General features: G+C 46.5%; 13 protein-coding genes and 3 CRISPR repeat arrays (1 of these 16 running past the window's edge). Of the genes, 1 reads left to right on the top strand and 12 read right to left on the bottom strand.

Going from position 1 to position 24,488, the window contains the following annotated elements:
* Positions 1-3,793: a CRISPR direct-repeat array (repeat unit 32 nt; unit sequence ATTTCAATCCACGCACCTACGTGAGGTGCGAC) (it extends 273 nt beyond the left edge of the window).
* 186 nt (positions 3,794-3,979) lie between these two features.
* From AWM70_RS14665 to AWM70_RS14725, 12 genes are all read right to left on the bottom strand, one after another.
* Complete coding sequence (locus AWM70_RS14665) at positions 3,980-4,381, bottom strand: hypothetical protein (RefSeq protein ID WP_068697623.1); 402 nt, start codon at positions 4,379-4,381, stop codon at positions 3,980-3,982.
* A 424-nt stretch (positions 4,382-4,805) separates the two neighbouring features.
* The gene (locus tag AWM70_RS14675) at positions 4,806-5,792 is read right to left on the bottom strand and encodes a hypothetical protein (protein WP_083180326.1); all 987 of its coding nucleotides are present in this window, start codon (positions 5,790-5,792) and stop codon (positions 4,806-4,808) included.
* A complete protein-coding gene (locus AWM70_RS14680; RefSeq protein WP_068697632.1) occupies positions 5,785-6,417 on the bottom strand; it encodes a hypothetical protein in 633 nt (210 codons plus the stop codon). Before AWM70_RS14680 ends, AWM70_RS14675 begins: the two co-directional genes overlap by 8 nt.
* Complete coding sequence (gene cas6, locus AWM70_RS14685) at positions 6,401-7,282, bottom strand: CRISPR system precrRNA processing endoribonuclease RAMP protein Cas6 (protein ID WP_068697634.1); 882 nt, start codon at positions 7,280-7,282, stop codon at positions 6,401-6,403. Before cas6 ends, AWM70_RS14680 begins: the two co-directional genes overlap by 17 nt.
* 161 nt (positions 7,283-7,443) lie before the next feature.
* Positions 7,444-10,694: direct repeats of the CRISPR family, unit length 32 nt; unit sequence ATTTCAATCCACGCTCTCACATGGAGAGCGAC.
* 176 nt (positions 10,695-10,870) lie between these two features.
* Complete coding sequence (cas2, locus tag AWM70_RS14690) at positions 10,871-11,161, bottom strand: CRISPR-associated endonuclease Cas2 (protein ID WP_068697636.1); 291 nt, start codon at positions 11,159-11,161, stop codon at positions 10,871-10,873.
* A gap of 10 nt (positions 11,162-11,171) precedes the next feature.
* Positions 11,172-12,203 (bottom strand): type I-C CRISPR-associated endonuclease Cas1c, encoded by a 1,032-nt coding sequence (cas1c, locus tag AWM70_RS14695; RefSeq protein WP_068697639.1) that lies wholly within the window; start codon positions 12,201-12,203, stop codon positions 11,172-11,174.
* Positions 12,200-12,859 carry a CRISPR-associated protein Cas4 gene (cas4, locus tag AWM70_RS14700; RefSeq protein ID WP_068697641.1) on the bottom strand — a complete coding sequence of 220 codons (660 nt, stop codon included), beginning with the start codon at positions 12,857-12,859 and terminating at the stop codon, positions 12,200-12,202. The genes cas1c and cas4 overlap by 4 nt, the downstream gene beginning before the upstream one ends.
* Entirely contained in the window at positions 12,849-13,703 is an 855-nt protein-coding gene (gene cas7c / locus AWM70_RS14705; RefSeq protein WP_068697645.1) for a type I-C CRISPR-associated protein Cas7/Csd2, read from the bottom strand. Before cas7c ends, cas4 begins: the two co-directional genes overlap by 11 nt.
* Entirely contained in the window at positions 13,700-15,589 is a 1,890-nt protein-coding gene (cas8c, locus tag AWM70_RS14710) for a type I-C CRISPR-associated protein Cas8c/Csd1 (RefSeq protein ID WP_068697648.1), read from the bottom strand. The genes cas7c and cas8c overlap by 4 nt, the downstream gene beginning before the upstream one ends.
* 1 nt (position 15,590) lies before the next feature.
* Positions 15,591-16,304, bottom strand: a complete 714-nt coding sequence (gene cas5c, locus AWM70_RS14715; RefSeq protein ID WP_068697652.1) for a type I-C CRISPR-associated protein Cas5c — start codon at positions 16,302-16,304, stop codon at positions 15,591-15,593.
* Between the two features lie 405 nt (positions 16,305-16,709).
* Positions 16,710-19,127: a CRISPR-associated helicase/endonuclease Cas3 gene (locus AWM70_RS14720; protein WP_068697653.1), complete on the bottom strand. Its 2,418-nt coding sequence runs from the start codon at positions 19,125-19,127 to the stop codon at positions 16,710-16,712.
* Positions 19,128-19,585: 458 nt separating this feature from the next.
* Positions 19,586-21,418: direct repeats of the CRISPR family, unit length 32 nt; unit sequence ATTTCAATCCACGCACTCACACGGAGTGCGAC.
* A gap of 520 nt (positions 21,419-21,938) precedes the next feature.
* Positions 21,939-22,994, bottom strand: a complete 1,056-nt coding sequence (locus tag AWM70_RS14725; protein ID WP_169823451.1) for an ROK family protein — start codon at positions 22,992-22,994, stop codon at positions 21,939-21,941.
* A 485-nt stretch (positions 22,995-23,479) separates the two neighbouring features.
* On the opposite strand from AWM70_RS14725, the gene AWM70_RS14730 reads away from it, so the two are divergent.
* Entirely contained in the window at positions 23,480-24,460 is a 981-nt protein-coding gene (locus AWM70_RS14730) for an ROK family protein (RefSeq protein WP_083180329.1), read from the top strand.
* Positions 24,461-24,488 lie beyond the last annotated feature (28 nt).

Raw genomic sequence — 24,488 nt, forward strand, 5'->3', positions numbered from 1 at the left:
ACGCACCTACGTGAGGTGCGACGGTCGTTGCGGCGGACGTGGGCGGATTCACAGTCCGGATTTCAATCCACGCACCTACGTGAGGTGCGACTGTATATTGGCACTATACACTCCTTCGGGAGATATTTCAATCCACGCACCTACGTGAGGTGCGACTTCAATCCTCCATTGGTACGCATGTATACTGGATTATTTCAATCCACGCACCTACGTGAGGTGCGACAAAGACCTTGCGTCTGGCTCTTGGGGCGTTGTTGTATTTCAATCCACGCACCTACGTGAGGTGCGACTTGCATTGCAAACACCGGATTCGAGAACGGTTAATGATTTCAATCCACGCACCTACGTGAGGTGCGACGGCAGTTCACCAAACAAATCATTTTTAAATACTTATTTCAATCCACGCACCTACGTGAGGTGCGACCTTAACGCACGATATCACGCTTATCGACGGATGAATATTTCAATCCACGCACCTACGTGAGGTGCGACTTACTATTCGTAATATCCTTTACCGCTTGCTTGGCATTTCAATCCACGCACCTACGTGAGGTGCGACTATATATATCCGTATTTGTGAGCTGCCTGTAGATTTCAATCCACGCACCTACGTGAGGTGCGACAGCCGCGTAACCAGGTTTTCCCCGATGTCCTTAAATATTTCAATCCACGCACCTACGTGAGGTGCGACTTCCATTAAATTTGATATACAGAGTAAATTTCAGATTTCAATCCACGCACCTACGTGAGGTGCGACCATGGGCAGAACAAGATTGGGAAGAAGCAAAGGAATTTCAATCCACGCACCTACGTGAGGTGCGACGCTCCGGCGTCACCCAAATTGTCGTGACCACAAAATTTCAATCCACGCACCTACGTGAGGTGCGACTCCGATCGTTTGGCCGAAATGATTATTGCCACAAAAATTTCAATCCACGCACCTACGTGAGGTGCGACGGTGTGTACGCGATTAACGAGCGATACCACTTCCGATTTCAATCCACGCACCTACGTGAGGTGCGACCTAATGCGGATCGATTTAAAGCTCTTGCAGATAAGATTTCAATCCACGCACCTACGTGAGGTGCGACGATGGGCGACCTTTTCAGCTCGAAGGCTGCAGCGATGCATTTCAATCCACGCACCTACGTGAGGTGCGACCAGGGAAACCGGAATCGTCCGGTCGATCCGTTCAGATTTCAATCCACGCACCTACGTGAGGTGCGACGGATGCCGTATCCAAGCTCCGGCCTGACGCCGTCGAAAACATTTCAATCCACGCACCTACGTGAGGTGCGACGTGTGCAACCGTCCGTCAACGTCGAGCGCTTCCGATTTCAATCCACGCACCTACGTGAGGTGCGACTAAGAAATTCGTAGGGGTAACCGGATGGACCGGAGAGGCAGATTTCAATCCACGCACCTACGTGAGGTGCGACTAGTATGGCTGGCATGACGGTTGATCTTCCGGATATTTCAATCCACGCACCTACGTGAGGTGCGACCCTCGCTTTCGTCAATGTCGTTACATCATCGTATATAGATTTCAATCCACGCACCTACGTGAGGTGCGACGTAGCCTTCAACACTATAAGATCACCTCATTACAGATTTCAATCCACGCACCTACGTGAGGTGCGACTAGTATGGCTGGCATGACGGTTGATCTTCCGGATATTTCAATCCACGCACCTACGTGAGGTGCGACCCTCGCTTTCGTCAATGTCGTTACATCATCGTATATAGATTTCAATCCACGCACCTACGTGAGGTGCGACTTCGGTTGATGCCGTTTATACGGACAACCCAGGTATTTCAATCCACGCACCTACGTGAGGTGCGACCATACCTACGGTTCATGCTGATAATATTCCAATCGGTATTTCAATCCACGCACCTACGTGAGGTGCGACGATGATAACAACACATTTGGTAGTTGCGAGGTGATTTCAATCCACGCACCTACGTGAGGTGCGACTGCCGTCCAGTCTTTGTAGGACATTATAACCACTTATTTCAATCCACGCACCTACGTGAGGTGCGACTGCCGTCCAGTCTTTGTAGGACATTATAACCACTTATTTCAATCCACGCACCTACGTGAGGTGCGACTCTTATTCGATTGGACGTGAAAAATGGCCTGCGAATATTTCAATCCACGCACCTACGTGAGGTGCGACGAAATACTTATCAGGTATACCATACTGGATGCTTGATTTCAATCCACGCACCTACGTGAGGTGCGACTACTTAATGCATGCAATAACTACATAAAAGAAAAATTTCAATCCACGCACCTACGTGAGGTGCGACCTTGAGAAATATAACCCATTATGAAGACCAGTCCATTTCAATCCACGCACCTACGTGAGGTGCGACGATGCCGTATACAAAACAATTAACGGGGTGACTTATGATTTCAATCCACGCACCTACGTGAGGTGCGACGCCATATGCAGCAGCACACCGCGAACCTTAAAAGATTTCAATCCACGCACCTACGTGAGGTGCGACCCGGTAAATCTTAGCTTGGCAATCGTCGGCTGTATTTCAATCCACGCACCTACGTGAGGTGCGACGTCTTCTTCTACTACTTCGATATAACCCTTATCCAATTTCAATCCACGCACCTACGTGAGGTGCGACGATGATTACAAAGTCGATTATGAACACTTAGGAATTTCAATCCACGCACCTACGTGAGGTGCGACCTGCACGCTTCCAGATGCCGTCTGTTACAGTTTTAGATTTCAATCCACGCACCTACGTGAGGTGCGACATTAATGCCGTTAACTATACACGCCTGGTCAACATTTCAATCCACGCACCTACGTGAGGTGCGACGCCGGGGGTTTGGGTATCCAAGAAGCTTTTAAACAATTTCAATCCACGCACCTACGTGAGGTGCGACGGCGGCATTATCGACTTTATCACGGGGGTATTCACGGATTTCAATCCACGCACCTACGTGAGGTGCGACGCTCAAGCATTAAAACTGAAGTTTGCCGGTACTCTAATTTCAATCCACGCACCTACGTGAGGTGCGACCCAGACGGCACAAGTTTAATTCTGGCGTATCAAGATTTCAATCCACGCACCTACGTGAGGTGCGACGGAGAAAGACTTTACGGACGATGTTTACCGGAAGCATTTCAATCCACGCACCTACGTGAGGTGCGACTCCCTGATACTTGGTAAGCTTCATTTTCACTCCGCAGATTTCAATCCACGCACCTACGTGAGGTGCGACACCCATTCGCACAGAACGCGCTATATGGGCTAATAAGATTTCAATCCACGCACCTACGTGAGGTGCGACGGTTACGTTATGAGTGGCCACAGAAGCAAGAGCAGATTTCAATCCACGCACCTACGTGAGGTGCGACATTTTTCCTTCCTCTGTAATAGTATATCTGTTAGAATTTCAATCCACGCACCTACGTGAGGTGCGACTTTAAACAAGCGAGAATCGATAACGGTTATTCAAAATTTCAATCCACGCACCTACGTGAGGTGCGACATAACTGCACGACTCAAGTTAGCGCCACGCATATCGATTTCAATCCACGCACCTACGTGAGGTGCGACGCCTATCCGGGTTAGCGGCTAGAGCCTTGATGTAAAGCATTTCAATCCACGCACCTACGTGAGGTGCGACTCTTCTTCAGCTTTGCGTGTTGCCGCAACAATTGGATTTCAATCCACGCACCTACGTGAGGTGCGACCGTCCTGTTTTCTAATTAAAAGCAAATCTCCATCATATTTCAATCCACGCACCTACGTGAGGTGCGACAGCGCCCGAAATGAGCCCAGGCCCAGCAAGGGCTCAGAGGCCGAAAAGTGCGAACCTCGTAAAAGGCTGCTTCAAGCATAGCAAAAAAGAGGCCAATATGCTATCTGGCCGTGCGGGGCGCGTGGTGCGAATCCCCCAGGAAAACCATGTTCGCTTGGGGTTCGCACCAGACCTCTAAAATTGCTGTTACATCATTTCGGGAATCATTCTAACCAAACCATGTGGTAAATAAGATCCTTCAACATGATCCACATAGATTGCACTTTTTACTCCATCCATAGTCGAAAGTTGTCTGGACAAAGCTAATCCCTTAAATCCACCCATTATCAAAATAAAAGAATCTTTGTTTCCTTCAATCTCCTCCACGATTTGCTTTGCACCCTTCTGCATATCCTGAAGCATGACATACGAACGCCCCTTTACTTTTCGCTGTCCATCCATACCCGCCTTATCCAACAGCCTTATAAACTGTCCCAACTTTTCTTTTGTTGCCTGCTGTGAACAGGATAAACGTTCACGAATATACTCACCGTTCCCAAACATTTCCCCTTTATATTCACAGTCACGAGTCAACATCTCTACTGCCATATTAGGAAAAAAATCCACCAAGCTCAATAGCAGAATCCAATTCAGATTCCATATTTTGCACTTTATAGAGCGGATGAAGCCGAAGATCCTCGGCTTTTACGGATACATCGTCCACCATAAGCTTGGTCCCTGGATTGTACACCTGATCCTGATTTCGTAGAATCCTTAGCGAGAATAGCCCCTTTGATCGATGACCCTGGAATATAATACTGAGTATTCTTTGGATCATACTTTGGATACGTCCCATATTGATAGAACGGATATATGATGTTGACTTTATTTTCCCCGCTCTCCAGCTTGTCCCGATGATCAGATATACGAATATCCTTAGTCTCGAAATCGCCAGCAGCCTTATAGAATCCTTGATGATCCCGCGGTGATAGAGCAAGACAGGAAATGGTCTGCAATCTATATGCATAGCGTTTCATTTCACAGCCTCCAATCCGGCCAGCGGGTATAAATAGGCCCTACCAAACACAATCTCTTTCTGGTGAAAAGGAGACGGTACACAGCCGCCAGCGGTTTCAATTGTATGGTTCACATACACCACACTGCCACTTTCAATAAAACTAATGAAGCGACCTTTCATCGATTCATCCCAGCCTAACTTCGAACTGAATGGACGACGTTCGGAAGTAAACAACTTCAAGCTGGACTTGGAAAAATCAATATTCCGGAGAAGCAGCATCCCCAGATTTAAATAGAATCCTTCACCAACTGAGGACTTATGTGTCTCCTCGTGAATCCCAACGATTTCAAAGGTGTTAAGACCTTGTGAACTCCTGGCTCCCAGAACGAATGCTCTACCGCTAGTTTTAGCGTGATGTAACATTTCGATCATGATGTCATGCTCTGAACGTTTCTCCAGACCGATATAAAAAGAAAAATCCTGGATAAAACGGGCACGAGCTTCTGGTTTTTTCTCATCTGTTGAAGCCGTAACCTCCCGAACTACGACCTCAGGTACAGAATATAAATTGGGGTCCAAGGCGGGAAAATTATAGCGTTTGCTATCAATAGCTGCATGAATCTGTTGGGTCTGCTCTACTTCGATATAGGGATCGGGTAAGTTCCCCGGTCTTGAGACGATTTGCTCCATCCGCTCTATAGGAGCAAACAGGCGTTTTTTGAGTAATTTATAGAATGACTTATCCGGCTCTTTCAAAGTACTCATTAATCTGCTTAACACATATGTCTGGGGCATAGGCAAATACCCCTTAGGCATCAGGTTGGATAACATAAAACCATATGAAGATTCCTTTACAGCAGCGACAAATGCTGCGGTTTTATCCCCTGAGGTATACTCTGCATAACGGTACATCAAGGCTCCGAATATTTTCTGGGAGTCCGGAATTTGTGTAAGGCGTCCAACCAGCCTTAAATCAACTCGATATTTCACCCACTCAGCCAAGTTGGACCTCCTCCTTCCCAACATTAACCTGTACACGGCCGTAACCACGGCTGCCCGAGTTGCCCAGACGATAAAATCCTTCGTTAAATTGAAGCAGAAGCCGCTCAATAAATTCTATTATTCTTTGCTGCATGCCCACATCTCCCAAAAGCTCAAGCCGATACAATATAACATCGCCGACAAAGGTGACTCCAGGACGAACAACCCGGTATGTACGCGGATTAGCAGCAACATTTTCCCTGTCTTTTAGTTTTACATCTTCAATCTTGTTTTTGGTATCAATGGAGAACAGAGCGTCCCGATCCGCAGCTGACTCGACTGAATCAACCACCAAATCATTAAATAACAGCTTTGGCGTATCATTAAAACCTTCAATGCCAAACAAATACTCAGCGGATGCGCGATCAATAACATCTTGCATCCGTCTCTCCACCCGATCTTTGCGCTCATTCTCAATCTTCAATAGCGACAACTGCTCTTCTTGTTCCAGAGCAACTTTCTGTAGATAACCCTTGTACCCTTGATTGATTTCTTCAGCAAAAACACGAAGCTCATCATTTAGTTGCTCGGCCGGATGGCACGCGTTGGAAATCATATCTTCACTTTTTTCATCGAATAATAACATCCAGTTGTCCGCAACCAAAGGTTGTATTTCGTCCGATATGCAAAATCGGCGCAGCCTTTAACCACGGTGTAAATGGAGCAAGCTGGCCTGCAAAGGTCATGGCCCCTAGCATTCCGCTCCAATCCATCGACTCGCTTTTGCGATTGGAATATCGGTGCATTTCATTTAAATACAAGCCGGAGGATAGCTCTCTTATGTTTTTTGAAAAGGCAATGGCTTCCGCTGCTTTAGCTTGGTCGATATAGCCGCCGTAACGCTCAGTTAAAGCCTGGATTCTGCGAGTTACACCTCGTATAATTGTGGGAAAATTGATGTTTTGCACCAATTCTCCACCACGTCTAATCCGGACTGGCGTTAATAAATGTACGGAACACCATGAAGCAGACTCAGGTACTGCAACCTTCTCGAGATTAACAATCACCATAGAATCGTGATGAAAATGTCCTTGCTGCCAAATCGGTTGAAAGTGTTCAGCATGCAGAATATCCAACAATTCAAATTGCTTCCGCTCGGCCCCAATTGCGAAAATAGCAGCCTTAGCCAAAGCAGTTACTACTTCCTCCGCATAACGGATTGCCTCTCCAAACAGAACAAACCTGAAGCAAAGTTCATCTCCCGGATGATAGACGCTTCGCGATCTTGGAGGTTCAATCATGTAAGGATTCACAATATCCTGCTTCGCCCCACCCAATCTGCGATTTTCAAAAAGATATTCATATGTCTCTCTGTTATTCAGCAACGTCCACCCCACAACACCATGTAAAGTAGAACCAAGGAAGGTCGGTAATTTAGCCATTTCCTTGCATCTTAAACGTACTAACAATGGCAAATACGCTAAAGAAAAAATAAAATCTCGTCTGTCCATAGTGTTCTCCAATTCAAAAATTCGTATATAACAAGATAAATTCATAAACTCAGATCAATTTGCAGCGATTCATTTCCGACTCAGGCAACCACTGTTTTGAATTTCGCGCTCTCACATGGGGAACGACGCAGTACAACACACTGGTTCTTCAAGTAATCAAGATTTCAATCCACGCTCTCACATGGAGAGCGACCCGCAAGCTCATCCTCTACAGCCAGCTTTCTCTTTTCATTTCAATCCACGCTCTCACATGGAGAGCGACCTCCAATATTCTTCATACTGACGGCAGCCTTGCCCTATTTCAATCCACGCTCTCACATGGAGAGCGACCGCGACAAGCTCTATTTAATGAGCCTAGCAATCGCGATTTCAATCCACGCTCTCACATGGAGAGCGACTGGAATGAGTATAACTACTGTTGACTTTATAGAAATTTCAATCCACGCTCTCACATGGAGAGCGACGACACAAAACCGAGTACCTTGCCATTGTCCAGTTTATTTCAATCCACGCTCTCACATGGAGAGCGACAATCGATGTCCAGGTCAACGGAATCGGCGTCGATTGATTTCAATCCACGCTCTCACATGGAGAGCGACTCCTTCTCTTTTTCGGCATCATCCGCAAAGAGTTATTTCAATCCACGCTCTCACATGGAGAGCGACCAGGAGTTGATCATCGGTTCGAATGTGATATTTCGATTTCAATCCACGCTCTCACATGGAGAGCGACTTTCGAAGATAGTTAGCACATGTCTCTGCGAGAATTTCAATCCACGCTCTCACATGGAGAGCGACCGACAATAGACGGATGTTTCTACTGCATCCATCGGATTTCAATCCACGCTCTCACATGGAGAGCGACCCGAATGGGCCGACGAACACCGTGTTTTATCTGCGATTTCAATCCACGCTCTCACATGGAGAGCGACACGGCTACTTGGTTTATTATCGTGGTAGCCTTAGATTTCAATCCACGCTCTCACATGGAGAGCGACGATTCTTCTCAAGGTTATACCTATACGGGCAATATTTCAATCCACGCTCTCACATGGAGAGCGACTTGACCCGATGGATAAATATTTTGGTTCGGGTTCTGATATTTCAATCCACGCTCTCACATGGAGAGCGACCCAACCTGTCCTCATAATCAGGAGCAGCTTGACCAATTTCAATCCACGCTCTCACATGGAGAGCGACGGTTTTGATGTGGAAGTAAAGGCGTCAACGTCGGAATTTCAATCCACGCTCTCACATGGAGAGCGACCTGGCTTTTAAGCTTTCCGATCGCCGGGAGATAATTTCAATCCACGCTCTCACATGGAGAGCGACATGTAAAAGACGTAAAGAGCAGCATGCACAAAGAATTTCAATCCACGCTCTCACATGGAGAGCGACGCCGACACTGCAGATTGGAACCAACAGCATTTAGCCATTTCAATCCACGCTCTCACATGGAGAGCGACTTGGATAGGTGAAAAAGTAAAGGCAATACTCGGATAGATTTCAATCCACGCTCTCACATGGAGAGCGACAGGATCGACGTCAGCTTATGCCTCCTATGTTTGATTTCAATCCACGCTCTCACATGGAGAGCGACGACTTTGGTGGTGGGGTCAAAGTGGACTCTACTACTGATTTCAATCCACGCTCTCACATGGAGAGCGACATTTACATATCGACACCCTAGCAAAAGAGGAGCTATTTCAATCCACGCTCTCACATGGAGAGCGACGCAATGGACAACTCCATTGAGCTGTAATGACCAGGGATTTCAATCCACGCTCTCACATGGAGAGCGACGTAAATTGAACTGCCATCTCCTCTCCCCTTTCCATTTCAATCCACGCTCTCACATGGAGAGCGACTGATCGTAAATGTCGGGGTAGTAACCTGAGCTTTTATTTCAATCCACGCTCTCACATGAAGAGCGACTTGACCATCATATTAAGCTTTGTTCATGTTCCGTTTATTTCAATCCACGCTCTCACATGGAGAGCGACCGGCAACCCTATTAATCGTTTCCGAACCCCGTTCGGATTTCAATCCACGCTCTCACATGGAGAGCGACCGGTGGCAATCGAAAAGCATGGGGTACTATGGTGATTTCAATCCACGCTCTCACATGGAGAGCGACAACGATCCAGTTCCACCTTTTGAAGCACCATAAAATTTCAATCCACGCTCTCACATGGAGAGCGACTTGGGGAGCTGGACAAGCCCACCCGTCACTTTTATTTCAATCCACGCTCTCACATGGAGAGCGACTTTGGACATACCACTTAAAGCCAAGCGGGAACAGATTTCAATCCACGCTCTCACATGGAGAGCGACGTTGGCGTGTCCATAACGGCCCACTTGCAAGACGTTATTTCAATCCACGCTCTCACATGGAGAGCGACCAATCTCCTCCCCCAAGTACCCATTTTCTTGCAAATTTCAATCCACGCTCTCACATGGAGAGCGACATTCGTCAAGGATGCTGTTAATGACGCCAACACGTTTATTTCAATCCACGCTCTCACATGGAGAGCGACGTTCCTCACTTAGACCAAGGCGATTCGATCGGCTACATTTCAATCCACGCTCTCACATGGAGAGCGACCACATGACATCGCCTTATTTAACAGTATACAAAAGATTTCAATCCACGCTCTCACATGGAGAGCGACCCGATGTACGGCTTTTCAGGGTCCGGGTTAATGGTATTTCAATCCACGCTCTCACATGGAGAGCGACATCGCGACTTGAAATAGACCTCATTGCACTTGGCAAATTTCAATCCACGCTCTCACATGGAGAGCGACTATTGCTGACATTGATAGCAGAGTGACAACCGCACAATTTCAATCCACGCTCTCACATGGAGAGCGACGAGAGAAAAGAGGGGTAAGGTCATATGCCAGATATTTCAATCCACGCTCTCACATGGAGAGCGACGTCCTCTCCCATTTCTTCATCCTGCACCCGAATAGATTTCAATCCACGCTCTCACATGGAGAGCGACTCTTGCTGTATCTATTAGTCTTTCTGATTACGTATTTCAATCCACGCTCTCACATGGAGAGCGACGTAAATCCACTTCCTAATGTCGTAAGTTGTCGAACTATTTCAATCCACGCTCTCACATGGAGAGCGACGGCAGTCGATGTATCAAACTTTTCGCTTGATGATGTATTTCAATCCACGCTCTCACATGGAGAGCGACAAGATACTAGCATCCTCCAACTGCTCCGAATGGACCATTTCAATCCACGCTCTCACATGGAGAGCGACTCTCCAATGACTTATTGTAAATCCTCATCTGTAGACGTATTTCAATCCACGCTCTCACATGGAGAGCGACTCAATGAGGAGATTTACACAGCTGCTATTTATGTTATTTCAATCCACGCTCTCACATGGAGAGCGACAGCGGGCCTTGTGAAGCCTTGAGCCACAAGGCTTCACACACCCCAAAGTGCGAACCCATTTGGGAGCACGAATTTTCATGATTTATTTCAGCCAAAATCTTGACAAACCCTTTAATGACGCGGGGTGCGAACCTCCCAGGGATTTGATGTGCGCTTGGGGTTCGCACCATGAGCCATTAGAAGATTAAGGGGTCTTCTAAATCCAATGATGGTTTAGCGCCCATATGCTCTACCTTGGTCTTGTAGTTATTGCCCAACCGATAAAAGCGCAAGCTATCTTGTTCTTCATCGATTAACTGGGCCAGCTCGAATTTCAAGGCGGTGAACTGGGCCGCATCCACAATGCATTCAAACACGGAATTCTGTACCCGCTGCCCGTAATTCTGACACGCCTTAGAGACTTTACGCAGTCTTGCAGCACCTCCCGCCCCTGACGTTTGAACATCATACGTAATGAGTACAAGCATTAGGGCTCACCTACTTCCATAAGAATGGCGGATACTCATCTAAATCACCGCGCAAGAAACGGGCCAATAATAAGGATTGAACGTAAGGAACCAGCCCCCAAGAGATTTTTTCACCCAGATAGGGATGTGTAATACTTTCTTGTTTCTTGGTTTGCCATGCTTTCAGAAACGTTTTGCGCGCCTCGTCCGTCATCAGCACAGCCCCGTTTTCTTTTGTAACAAAATCACTGGCTGTCACTTCTTTTCGGTTGATCAGCGAGAGCACAAATCGGTCTGCGTAAATCCCACGCAACTCTTCCATTAGATCCAAAGCCAGTGAAGCGCGGCCAGGACGGTCTTGGTGCATAAAGCCGACATAAGCATCGAGCCCTACTGTTTCCAAAGCCGCAGCTGTATCTTTAGCTAAAAGTGTATAAGCGAAAGACAACATGGCATTTACGTTATCCTTTGGTGGCCTTCTGGATCTTCCATGAAAGAAGAAGTCTTCTTTCTGCTGCAAAATCATCTGATCAAACACACGGTTGTAGTATACCGCCGCTTGACCTTCCCAGCCTCGCAAACTTTCCATACTGACACTGTTACGGACTTCACGCAAAATATCCGAAAGCTGGCCCGACACGATTTTAAATTGTTCCACATCAATTCTCAGCGGATAATCTCGCGTCATACGCTCCAGTACCCATTTGTGGTTATAGACTTTGCCTGTAATAAAGTTTCGGGCGATCTTCGTTGCTTCCTCTTCATTATCCGAAATCCGGTACTGCGTTTTTCTCAGAACGACATTTCCTCGGCTTTCACCGATCACTCTTGCCAGGAATCGCCCGCTCTGTGTCAAGAAGGTGATAGCGATATTCCGGTCAGCGCAATATCCCATTAACGCAGGACTAGCTCCCGTGTATCCAAAGCTGATGATAGCCTCCAAGTTATGAAGCGGCAACCGGCCAAGCTTCTCATCACCTTTAAGCAATAACACATTGTCACCATCAAGTGCCAAGTAGGTGTCAGGCTGAGTGACATACAACGTATTAAGCAACTTCCTCATTCGCCCAGCCTCCCCTCTATGTAACTTTGGACGGAGCGTTTATGCATCAGATTAGGCACACAGATGTGCTGCAAGGAGCAGTTTTTGCAAAATGGCCCTGTCTTTACCTTCGGTGTGTGACGTTTATCGTAATAATGATGCATTTCAGCGGCCATTTGTTTTACTTGGTCCCGCAGCATGTCACTAATCGGAACTTCGATTCGATGCTTGATCTCGTTGTAGAATATGTACCCTGTATCCACACGGCACAACATCATCTCTTCCAGGCACATCGCTTGGGCTGCTAGCTGAATGACGTCTTCGTCGCCTTTTTTCGGCTTTCCCCGCTTATACTCAACCGGGTAGACCTTATAAGTACCTTCCACTCCGGCCAATCCTACTCCATCCGGGTCCTGAATAAATTCAACCACATCACAGGTTCCGCTGAGCTGCAATTCCTTGGACTGAATTGGCATTGCTCGAACGATCAATTTATCTCTACGCTTTTCTTTGAGAAATGGCTGGTCTGCTTTATGATGCAAGTGCTGACCTTCGATCGTCCTTACATTTTCTTCCCACTGCTGTTCGATATGAATCAGGGCCCACTGACGTTTGCAAAATTGGAAATGCTGGAGCCCCGACAACATCAAATAACGGTCCTCGTCATTAACGACCATTAATAACCTCGACATTCAAACCATCGAGTTCCTCTAGTTCAATTGTATAATGTTCTTCAAAATTTTTCGGCTCAGTAGATGTCGACTGAACTTTTAAGGAACGGTGCACTTTGGCCGACGAATATTGTCCCAGCTTGGAAGAATGGTTCCACCAGTAAACCTTATGGACTTCCATACTACCTTCCGGGCGGGCAGAAGAACTGTCATTTTCAAACAGCGTAATCAACGCCTGTTTAATTTTCTCCGCATCTTCTTCCGTAAAACCTGTCTTCTCCGCAAGTTGGGTGTTAATGCTGCCCTTGAACACGTACACGCCAAAATCTACACGATGCTTCATGCCCATCGTATCGGAGCTGCGCTTGTCTCCCGTTACGGAGTTGACGCTTTTGGTGATCTGCGTGCTGACAATATCGATCGGGTCAACGCTTGTTGCGGTATGGATGGACACAGGACCACGGACGCCAACAGACAGCTCGGAACCTTTGAAAGCAAATACTTGTCCAAAACTACGCACATCGATCCATTCCTGACAAGCCAGCTTGGCAAATTCATCCGTCGAGGCATTTTTCCCCTTCAGCATCTTCGCCAACTCCGGATGGGCGTCCGCACGTTCACGCAAACTTTTGAATTCATCCGCTTTTCTATCATCCGACTGGACAAAAACCTTCTCTCCCATATCCAGCAAGCGATTGCGGATTTTACGCTTGATCGCAACATCGGAGATTTCACCGCGTCCGTCATAATTTTGGCGAGGGCGATTCCCGTTCAGGGGGTCTCCGTTCGGATTGGCTTTTGTAACCGATAGGATAACTGCAAAATCGATTTTATGACCAAGAGTGCTCATTCGTTTGTATCCTCCTCTTTTTTCTTATAAAGTTCACGGCGCTGACTATAGAATCCCAGCAAATATTGCTCTGTTAAAGGAGCATTATTAAAGTCGCCATCCTTAAATTGATCGGCGATTTCATCAATCATCTTGGATAAATAAGTAGCTTTCGTTCCCAGCTTGGCCTGATAAGGCTGCAGGCTGGCTTGAATGGTTTTCCAGGTACGGCCCGGATTTTGGGCAAAAGAGTTCATATAACGAATCGCGTTGGTGGATCTCGTCTCGTCTTTGCCCAGCGCTCCTCGTTCAAGCACATCCGCCACAGCCAGCAAGCGGCCAAACAGATAACTCCGATCCTTGGACTCGGTGTTTAGCGGCACATTCCATTCCTCCCCTTCTTCTTTTTCCAACAGCCCTTTCCGAATCAGTGCGCATGCAATACTTAGCGTCTTCTCCCATTCCCACCGTTCCATCGAAACCGGATTCGATGCCCGGTGAAAGGCACTTCTAACAATGTCTCGGGGGACCGCGCGTCCATCCACGATGCAAGGAATGATCCGTTCCATCAAACCTTTGACGATCTTCTCACTCGCCCTTGGGCCGTAAGCAGCAAAAGCAATATCCTTGGTCGCCGGCGCTCCATAAAATGAGATAAACTGCTCTTCATCCTTGCGATACCGATGCTCCCAGGCACAAGACTTATGCCATTCTTCCAATCGGTTCAAATACAGCTCTTTAGTCAGATGACGGTAGTAAAGCACGGCCATCCGGCCCGTCGTTGCCGAGTCCAGAACGAGAATATTCACCTCTGCCTGGTAGGTCAGGTCATTCCGGTAGCCGGCAATCGCTCGTTTGACCTGATCGGCGTACGGCTTGTCCGTATCCGGTTCTCGTTCGATCTCCCGGCCTGAATGCTGCATCATGTCTACGATATCCTCATCGGTATTGGGAACCGGATTGTTATCGTTGCCCCATACCAGAAAGACACGTTCATCAATCGTTTTCCCCTGGCGGTGAATCAGCCATTTCAAGGCGTTATGCGCTTTCTGCGACACCTCATAACTGATTGCTACCGCTTCCTTGCTCGATTTAAATCGTCCGCGAAAGGTGAAGCCAGAACTGTCATTCGCAGAAATTAACTTTGCTTTGTCTGCCGCATGGCGAATTTTGTTCGCATGCCGCTCCGTACTCGGACGAGTGTCTCCGGTAACGAAACAAACGTCCTGTTCCCCCAGCTTCTGATTGTAAAAGGCAATAAACGAATCAAACATCGCTTTGTCTTTCCATACATCCTCCGGTGAATCAGGGGTAAACGCATTAAATCTAATAAAAGCGCTGGATGTCTCCGCAGCCCCGCTGGAGAAAATAGGCGGCTTTTCCCCGAGCCTGGCCGTGTATTTATCATCCCATTTCTCTATCAATTTCTGGTTTTCGTCGAGTTTGATTATTTTTGCGGCAACCAGGTCCTCGATTAACCGCCCCTTGCGCAAATACGTATAAATCCATTTCAGTTTCTCCGTCGCATAGGGCGAATTGGCCCATTCCTCCAAATTACGGATATACTTGTCAAAAGGGATTTCTTCCGGATTTTTGATCTGACCGCCATACTTAACGAAGTCGCCAGCGACATAACTTAACTTGTCATGTAACGGGTATGGAGCAACCTTGGAACCTGACCGACTTGCTGATTCCTCTGTGCAGGGAATTAAAGTGCTCTCTTTCTCCAATACCTTGGCCTCCAGAAAATCACCGTCTTCATCGATCGTAACCTCTATATGTGCATTCTGGGTCGTATGCGAAACCGGCAGCAGCGTGTATTCCCGGTCGCTCCTTTTTTTCACCGTTTTCCCGACTTGATCCAAATTAGCCTCATACGTCTCATATAGGTGGAGCAGCCAACTCATCTCATTCACCTCCTAAATCACGAAGCAGTTGTTCCGCAGACTCGATGTCATCCGAATGGAATAATTTAGGCTTCATCTCTCTAACCGAACGAACAATCGTACACTCTGCCGGCTTCGGAAACTCGATGTACCCTTGTTTCATCTCAACAGGCCATAGCCTTACTGAAAGCTCATTCACCCCTGTTTCATCGGGATAATTGAACCCATGGACCATCGTTCCTAAATACTGCGTTCTTTCATCCGTATCGTAAAAACCCTCTCCACTGCCAAATTCACAAGGCTGTACATATCCCTGACATTCTCTAGTACCAAGGAAAATATCTCTGCGTCCACCCGCCTTCAACGAACGCTGAAGGATGCTGTAATGCTTCCCTTCATTGCGGTCAAAGGCGAGATCCGGCCGGTGTTCGTTAAAGACAAAATGGGCCTTCACTTGATAATGGACATCCTTAAGATACGTATAATTAGCCAGCGTGTTCCCGCCCCCGTAATCCATCGGACGCACGCCTTTCGATTCCATCTGGATCGGATTCATTACACGTAGTTCGTCGATGATGTACATGATAGTCGGCTTCCAGTAGATGGACTCTAGTATGCCTTTAATTGCCTGGTAGGTAGGCACACTGTAAGATAGCTTCTCACCTCCAATTTTGGTTAGAGGATCGGTGAATAAAGCGTAGTCGCCGAAAACTTCGAACTGGACTTCATTTCTCATGGTTTGGATCACCTCCTTTACAATAGGAGCAGCCTAAAAAGATATTCATTCCTCTCAGGCTGCAACTTTAATCTAGCTAGTTCTTTTTTCAATTACTTCAACAATTTTCTTCAAAATCTCAGCATAAACCAATTCGACTTTCTCGTTCACCATGGACTTTGGCTTGTTGTGAAGCACAGTTCTCACCTCCGTAATTCCGTTCTCTAGAGGAGGCTTACTGACTTACTTCTTATTAAACTTTCGTTTTTTGCCCCCTTGTTGTATATATTCAGCAGCATTAAATGATGTGCTTGTCTTTTTTTAGTTCTAATAATGATTCATAAGCATACTGTAGAGTAGTGTCTTTCGCATATTGCGCGGATTGAAAAAATAACAAGTATGTCAGAAGCCTGTCTAGGAATGGACTTACCAACCCATAAAGTCCATTCCCCCCTCCCCCTTCAAGTCCACCCCATACTCATCGCTATACCAGTTCTCTTTCAACTCATAAATCATGCCGTCCAAGTGCGTTACAATGGCGTTATCCCGTATTAATTGCTCCCGCTCTTGCGAATACAGGTTCACCGTATATTGCTGGGCTTGTCTGAAAAACTTGCTTACATCTTCAAGCCAGGCTCCGCTATTCAATTGAGCAATGAGTTCTTTTCCTCCTCCATAAGGCACGAGAACGGACGTCGTGTTTTGATCAATGACCTTAAAGTGCTCTGCTGCCGTTTTGTAGCTGCCATTTAAAATTAAAGGAAATCTTGTCCCATTTTTCTTTTGGTAGTGGGTCACATAATCATTTTCCTGGGAAAGAGACATCAAAAGTTTGGTCATTTCTTTATCTATTTCCTTAACGTAATAGTTTAAGTTGGTCTCCATTCTAGTGTAGTAATAGCGGAAATATTCACTCATCGCCTTTGGTAAAAGCAGGTTGCCTTCATATTGATCAGCTTTCTTCTTAAACCTGGCTAGTACGTGGCTAGATACATCCTTCCCGACCTTTATCTCCTCGAGCCTCGATATGGCTTCCTCCGTATGATTAATAATGTATACGTTACGCGATACGTCTTCTCCGTGACGATTGCATCGCCCGGCTGCCTGGGCAACCGAGTCTAGTCCGGCTAACGAGCGAATAACACATTTAAAGCTGACATCCACACCGGCTTCTATCAATTGGGTGGTTACGCAGATAAAAGGAATTTGTTGATCCAGCAAATGTCGGATCTCTTCGAGCTTCTGCTTTCGATGTGCTGCACACATCGATGTACTTAGATGATAGACAGGCAGAGGTCCATCCTTTAGCCTTTTATATAAATCTTTAACAACGCTTTTTGTATTTAGAATGACAAGAGTGCTTCCCCATCCATGAACTTCATCATGAATCCAGTCAGCCAATGTCTCATTCGTCATCGGAACTTTCGTATGGTCAATAAGCTCTACCCGTTTAAAAGCCTTCGCAACTTCAGAAAGGTTCGGCACAATCTCCCCATCCCGATCCTTCAAAAGGCTATGCTTTACTCCTTCCAGTGTAGGTTGAGTAGCCGTGCAGAGAAGAACGCTGCAATGGGCCTCTTGTTTCAAGAAATTCAACGCCTCATTAAATAGAGAAATACAGTGAATAGGAACCTTTTGCACTTCGTCAAAGACAATCACCGAATGACTCAGATTATGCATACGACGGGTATTGCGGTTTCCTTTGGCATAAAAAACATTGAGGAATTGGACAAGGGTAGTAAAAATAATAGGGCTGTCCCAATTGTCGCGAGCAAGCTTAAGTTTCTCCTTGTTCGTGATAAGCCCGTCATCTGCTTCGTCACCATCTTCCAATCCATTCGATTCGTCCTCAATAATATTGGAATGGTGTTCTAAAATATGTTCGTTATCCTTTAAAATCTTTCTGACCTCATCCGCATTTTGTTCGATGATTGTGGTATAAGGGACGACATAAATGATCCGCTGCTTTTTGTACTTGCGGGCATGTCTGAGCGCATATCGAAGACTAGCAAGGGTCTTGCCTCCCCCCGTGGGAATGGATAACGTATAAATGCCGGATGGGCGTTCGGTAGCGAACACATCGCATTGTTCCGACATTTGGGCTCTAAGCATGTTGATCCGTTCGCTTGGATTATTTTTTCCTTTAAAAGTGGCAAGCTGATCTATTAAACGACGGTAATACGTGTCAAATAAAAGAAGATGATCGGTAGACTCTTCTGCTTCAATCTGTTCTTCGAAACATCGCGTGTCGGTGCGATCCGCATCCACTAAGCAACTGAAGATATACTTGGTAAGGAAAAAACTTTGCTCCGGCGTGCGATTAGTAAATTTCTCCAATTCATCTACGGCAGTATGAATATAATGGATAAGTTCTTCCTCGGACATCGTATCCTGATAAAAACGTTCAACAGCCAATTCGTATTCAGGAAGATTCGTATCTTGTACTCGTCTTAGGTAATCGGATTTGATCTCAGGTGAGAGATAATCTTGGAGGTTGGAGTGATGAGAGAGGATGGCATTGCCGACGATTTCGGCCAGAAGCTTTTCACAGAAGGTACTTTCCTTATGATGGAGCAGCGAAAACAGTAATCTGCCTCCAGCTGTAGAGTGATCAACCTCACCGCGCTTCGGTTGAGGCCATTCAGGGTGAAAGGCAACAACGTCTATATATTGTTGGAATCTATCGCTATATTTCCCCAGATCGTGAAGCAATCCGGCTAACCCGGCAACATGTTTCAGCCCCAGCTTCCCCCCGAACTGTTCCGCCAGGCGTTGCACTCCAAGCAAGTGCGCGTTTACCGGTTGAATTTCTTTATCGAGTTCTCGTACATGGGCAATATACACAAGCACATCTCCTCGCAAAATGTCACATACAATTAGTTACATTTTACCATAAAACCCGCCATTTTTCACCAATAAATAGGTAAAAAGATAGATTCCCCCCTCTAATTTTCCCATAATTATTTTTCTGCAAAAGCGAACCGGGAGCACTCTATTTATTGTGTCCTATGAAATTACTCAATAAGAATACCTTATTCTGTGGAAACAGTACTGTGGTGGCCTGAAGCGGATGGGCATGGAATAATGTTCATTGTTGAAGCTGTGTTCTTGGGATGAGTTGACTGCGGGACGGCACTCCTAACCATGCACACTATTTTAGAAGCTTGAATCCGTTACGATGTTAAAAAAGCAACCTTACAGGGGACAAGATAGCAATAAGCGAGCTAAAAGAATGGAAACACGTATTCATCTATACTGCGCCCGAATCGTTCGAACAGTACTTAAGATACGGCTCCTTGATCATCCTAATCCACGCACTCACACGGAGTGTGACTCGAACGTCAACCATTCTGGCTTTTCACCTTCAGGATTTCAATCCACGCACTCACACGGAGTGCGACGGAATTGCATGACGCGGTATGGGCGGCTACGATCATTTCAATCCACGCACTCACACGGAGTGCAACAATATACCTCCATTCCTTCCAACTGAGTCTGCCTAATTTCAATCCACGCACTCACACGGAGTGCGACTGCATAATCACTGGAAAGGTTACGTCGAACAGATGATATTTCAATCCACGCACTCACACGGAGTGCGACGAAGCCTTGAATCCTTATAAATACTCACTAGCAGCATTTCAATCCACGCACTCACACGGAGTGCGACTGTAGCTCAATATAGTCCTATTACATTCAAAATATTTCAATCCACGCACTCACACGGAGTGCGACCGGTATGACCGGAGGAATTGACCACGTTTGACATATTTCAATCCACGCACTCACACGGAGTGCGACCTGTTGCAGCTTCCGGGTCTATAACAATAATCTATTTCAATCCACGCACTCACACGGAGTGCGACTAGGAAGGATTGTGTTATAATGGACGTATTAAAAATTTCAATCCACGCACTCACACGGAGTGCGACGCTGGTTAAACAGGTGGATGCCGATGTCTGTTTTATTTCAATCCACGCACTCACACGGAGTGCGACATTTTAGTCTATTAACGCATTGTAAATCAAGTCTTATTTCAATCCACGCACTCACACGGAGTGCGACGTAGAGAGGGATCGACTACGGAAGGCACTTGAGATTTCAATCCACGCACTCACACGGAGTGCGACCGGAGTGCTTATAATAACCTCCTCCGTTTCTGCCTATTTCAATCCACGCACTCACACGGAGTGCGACTCATCCGACGCAAAAGCCCGTAAAAATTTTAAAAATTTCAATCCACGCACTCACACGGAGTGCGACTATTTTGCTCATATCAGCAGATGCCAATGATTGAGATTTCAATCCACGCACTCACACGGAGTGCGACGTCCTTCATAATTGCCTTTTTTACATCCGCCGGACTATTTCAATCCACGCACTCACACGGAGTGCGACCTACGGCAATATTAAAAGTTGTAACGGCAACTCCTATTTCAATCCACGCACTCACACGGAGTGCGACAATAAGGTAACCTTTTCCAATCGCTTGTTCCACGTGATTTCAATCCACGCACTCACACGGAGTGCGACCTTGACAACGATTAACGCCCAGTACGAAAGCATCATATTTCAATCCACGCACTCACACGGAGTGCGACACTGACCAGATAACGCAACTTGCTAATAGTTTTTCGATTTCAATCCACGCACTCACACGGAGTGCGACACCACAATCGGAAAGCCCAAGCTCCCAATCAAACTTATTTCAATCCACGCACTCACACGGAGTGCGACACTAAACAAATTTACAGGGGGTTCCGATGATGCGATTTCAATCCACGCACTCACACGGAGTGCGACTTAAAGTTACCTGATCGGCTTGCCTTATGGATTAAAATTTCAATCCACGCACTCACACGGAGTGCGACCATTAATCAGGAGATAGCCGGATACCACAATCGATTTCAATCCACGCACTCACACGGAGTGCGACTAATAAAAAACCAATCATTTAGGAGGCCAATATATTTCAATCCACGCACTCACACGGAGTGCGACTGAGCGCATGTAAGGCAATCAAAGACTTCTCAGAGCATTTCAATCCACGCACTCACACGGAGTGCGACTGGCTTTATAGGCTGATTCGATTTGTTCCCATGTATTTCAATCCACGCACTCACACGGAGTGCGACAGCACACCTTATATCGCCTTGTTGCACAAGGCTTCATAAGATCAAAAGTGCGAACCTCCTTTTGAGCATACTATAATTGCCCCCCCATTTTCTACCATAACGACTGAACTCGTTGCGGGACGCGAGGTGCGAACCTCCCGGAAATTTTATGTGCGCTTGGGGTTCGCACCAGATTTGCTGCAGGAATTCGGATTTGAAGGAAGCCACTCTAAACGAGAAAACCGCTATGATAACGCATGTGTAGAGTCATTTTTCTCGCGCTTAAAGACAAAAAAAACATATTGGAGAAACCCCAGGATATGTACGCCCGCAAACGCATTACCGAATAATCCGGTTTCACAACACAGACGATTTCAAAGCAAACTGAGCGATCTCTCCCCGATTAAGTACGGAGAATGGATCGCCGCATAGTTAGGAGTCTTTTTTATATTGTCTACTTGACGGGGCTACGACCTCTTGGCCAGGTTTTTTTATGTTCCAGCCTACCACAGCCAGATTCACCCGTTGCATCATCATTGCATCATCCGTTTCCACTGACTCTGCGGTACTCAAGGTTGTTTTCCATGACGAGGGCGGCGGTGCCGATAAAAAACGCGTTTCCAGGGAACTTTGAACGTGCAATCCGGACTTTACGGCGATTGCCCGCAGCGATCATCCGGCTATTTACCTCCTGCTCAAAATACTGGAATAGATGGTCTTTTGCAAACCACAGGTCGCCTCCGATAAAAATACACTCCGGGTCATATAGATGTACAATGTTGATCAGGCCACTCACAAGATAGCGGTTCATTCGTTCCAATGCTGCGGAGCAGACCGGGTCACCGGCTTCTGCCTTTATCAGCAGTTGCATCCAATCCATATCGTGCGGCGCGCCGTTCTTATGAGCCCAATTGAGGGTAGCGCGTACACTGCTCATGGCCTCCAAGCAGCCGCGCTGTCCGCATGCGCATAATTCACCATCGGTCAGCACAATCATATGACCGATAATTGAAGCCAGCCCGTTCGTGCCGCTGTACAGGCGCTGATTGATAATGACTCCCCCGCCGATACCGGCTGTTACACCCACGTATACAAAATTGTTATACAGCTGTCCGCCTCCGTAATACATCTCTGCAAGCGCAGACACTGCCATATCGTTCTCAATATAAACAGGGAGATTCCACCGTTCCTTCAGCCGGGGAACAATATGGATCATGTCAATGTTAAAATCAGGAGGATCAACGATGACTCCCTCCGCCATATTGATTGGACCAATACTTGCAATTCCAATGCCCCACACCTTCTCAAAGGGTACATTCTGCAGTATGACTTCACACATGGCCAGCAAGCCGTTTATAAAGCTGTCCTCGGTGGTAAATTGCCCGATCGGAACCTGGTTATGAAGAACAATGGCACCGGTCAGGTTTATAATTCCGACTTGCAAAGAGTCCCGTCCTACGCTAATGCCCAGGGTCAACAAACTATCGGGGACCACTTCCAATAATGTTGGGCGCCGTCCGGCGGTTGATGTGGTAGTTCCGCATTCGCGTACGATCCCCTCCTGCAAAAAATCAGCAATCAGCGAAGTGATGGTCATTTTGCTAAGCTGGGTTTGTTTGCTCAGCTCAATCCTGGATATTGGGCCGCACGTTGCGATGGTTTTTAAGATGAGAAACTTATTGGTTTCGGTCATATTCTGATGATTTACGCCCCGCATTGATGCCATCTCCATATGTATTCATAATATTTATCCGGTTACATCTTGAAAGTATATGATTCGTATTATATCACATGAACTCTTAATTTGGTAAAACTACGAATCTTTTACCAGTATAACAGCATTTTATACCACTAAATAAACTAATAGTAAATTTAAATTATTAACTGTAATTATTCGAATTAAATCTACATATTATGCGAAAATTTCGAGGTTTAAAAACAATAAATATTAGGTTGACACCGTTATGTAAGCGGTTTTATAATCCGATTAGTAAGAAATAATTACTAAATGTTATTTCTTTACGTAATCGCAGCTATAGGCCAAGCGATCCGGAATGAACTTACGGGGACTCGAATGGAGTGATGGATGTTGCTATGCGGATAGGAGTAGATATTGGCGGTACTAAGGTATCCTGTGCACTGGTAGGAGAGAACAAAACCATTCTTTCAAAAGTAAGCTTTGACACAGGGGGTGGACGGCCATATACAGATGTGCTGCATGATGTCGCGAATTCGGTTTATTCTGTTCTGGACCAAACCGGATACCGGCTCGATGATGTTGAAGCGATTGGTCTTGGCTGCCCGGGAATATTGGATCAGCAAAAGGGTGAAGTTATTTATTCCAATAATATTGCCTGGGAGAACGTACCGCTTGTAAAGACATTGCAGAAATATGTGCCAAAGGAAATCTATGTGGACAACGACGCCAATTGCGCTGCATTGGGAGAATATCTTTGTGGAGCGTCCCAAGGGACAAGTTCATCGATTACAGTTACGCTGGGCACTGGCGTTGGCGGGGGAATTATACTCGGGGGAAGCATCCATAGCGGATTTAACTCGGCGGCCAATGCAATCGGACATATGGTCATTGTGTCCGGGGGGATGCCCTGCACCTGCGGTCGAAAAGGATGCTGGGAATCCTATGCCTCCATCACTGCGCTGGTTCGTATGGCTGAGGAGATGGCAGAGCAATTTCCGGATTCCCTTCTGGCTGAGGTGAAGAAACGCTCCGGCCCATTCAACGGAAAAAACATCTTTAATGCCGCCAGGCAAAACGATCCGGCTGCCTTAAAGCTGCTGGACAAATACTACTATTTTGTGTCGGAGGGAATCATCGACCTTATTAATGTTTTTCAACCCCAGATGATTGTGATTGGCGGCGGAATCAGCAGCGAAGGCGACTATCTGTTATTGCCCATTATTGCCAATGTCAAAAAGGGAGTGTACTGCAAGCAGGTGCCGCTGCCGCAAATTACGATCGCCAAACTGAACAATGATGCCGGAATCATTGGCGCGGCTTACTTGAAAGGGTATCAGGCAACTGCTGTGAACCCAGGAATTTAACGCTGATTGAAATTAACCATATGCTCAC

Source organism: Paenibacillus yonginensis (assembly GCF_001685395.1).
Lineage (GTDB): Bacteria > Bacillota > Bacilli > Paenibacillales > Paenibacillaceae > Fontibacillus > Fontibacillus yonginensis.

Coding starts and splice junctions, on each gene's coding strand:
- cas4 (WP_068697641.1), bottom strand. CDS start 12,859: ATGGTCGTTAATGACGAGGACCGTTATTTGATGTTGTCGGGGCTCCAG.
- AWM70_RS14730 (WP_083180329.1), top strand. CDS start 23,480: ATGGATGTTGCTATGCGGATAGGAGTAGATATTGGCGGTACTAAGGTA.
- AWM70_RS14680 (WP_068697632.1), bottom strand. CDS start 6,417: ATGTTATTATTCGATGAAAAAAGTGAAGATATGATTTCCAACGCGTGC.
- cas2 (WP_068697636.1), bottom strand. CDS start 11,161: ATGCTTGTACTCATTACGTATGATGTTCAAACGTCAGGGGCGGGAGGT.
- AWM70_RS14725 (WP_169823451.1), bottom strand. CDS start 22,994: ATGACCATCACTTCGCTGATTGCTGATTTTTTGCAGGAGGGGATCGTA.
- cas6 (WP_068697634.1), bottom strand. CDS start 7,282: ATGGACAGACGAGATTTTATTTTTTCTTTAGCGTATTTGCCATTGTTA.
- cas8c (WP_068697648.1), bottom strand. CDS start 15,589: ATGAGTTGGCTGCTCCACCTATATGAGACGTATGAGGCTAATTTGGAT.
- AWM70_RS14665 (WP_068697623.1), bottom strand. CDS start 4,381: ATGGCAGTAGAGATGTTGACTCGTGACTGTGAATATAAAGGGGAAATG.
- cas5c (WP_068697652.1), bottom strand. CDS start 16,304: ATGAGAAATGAAGTCCAGTTCGAAGTTTTCGGCGACTACGCTTTATTC.
- cas1c (WP_068697639.1), bottom strand. CDS start 12,203: ATGAGGAAGTTGCTTAATACGTTGTATGTCACTCAGCCTGACACCTAC.
- cas7c (WP_068697645.1), bottom strand. CDS start 13,703: ATGAGCACTCTTGGTCATAAAATCGATTTTGCAGTTATCCTATCGGTT.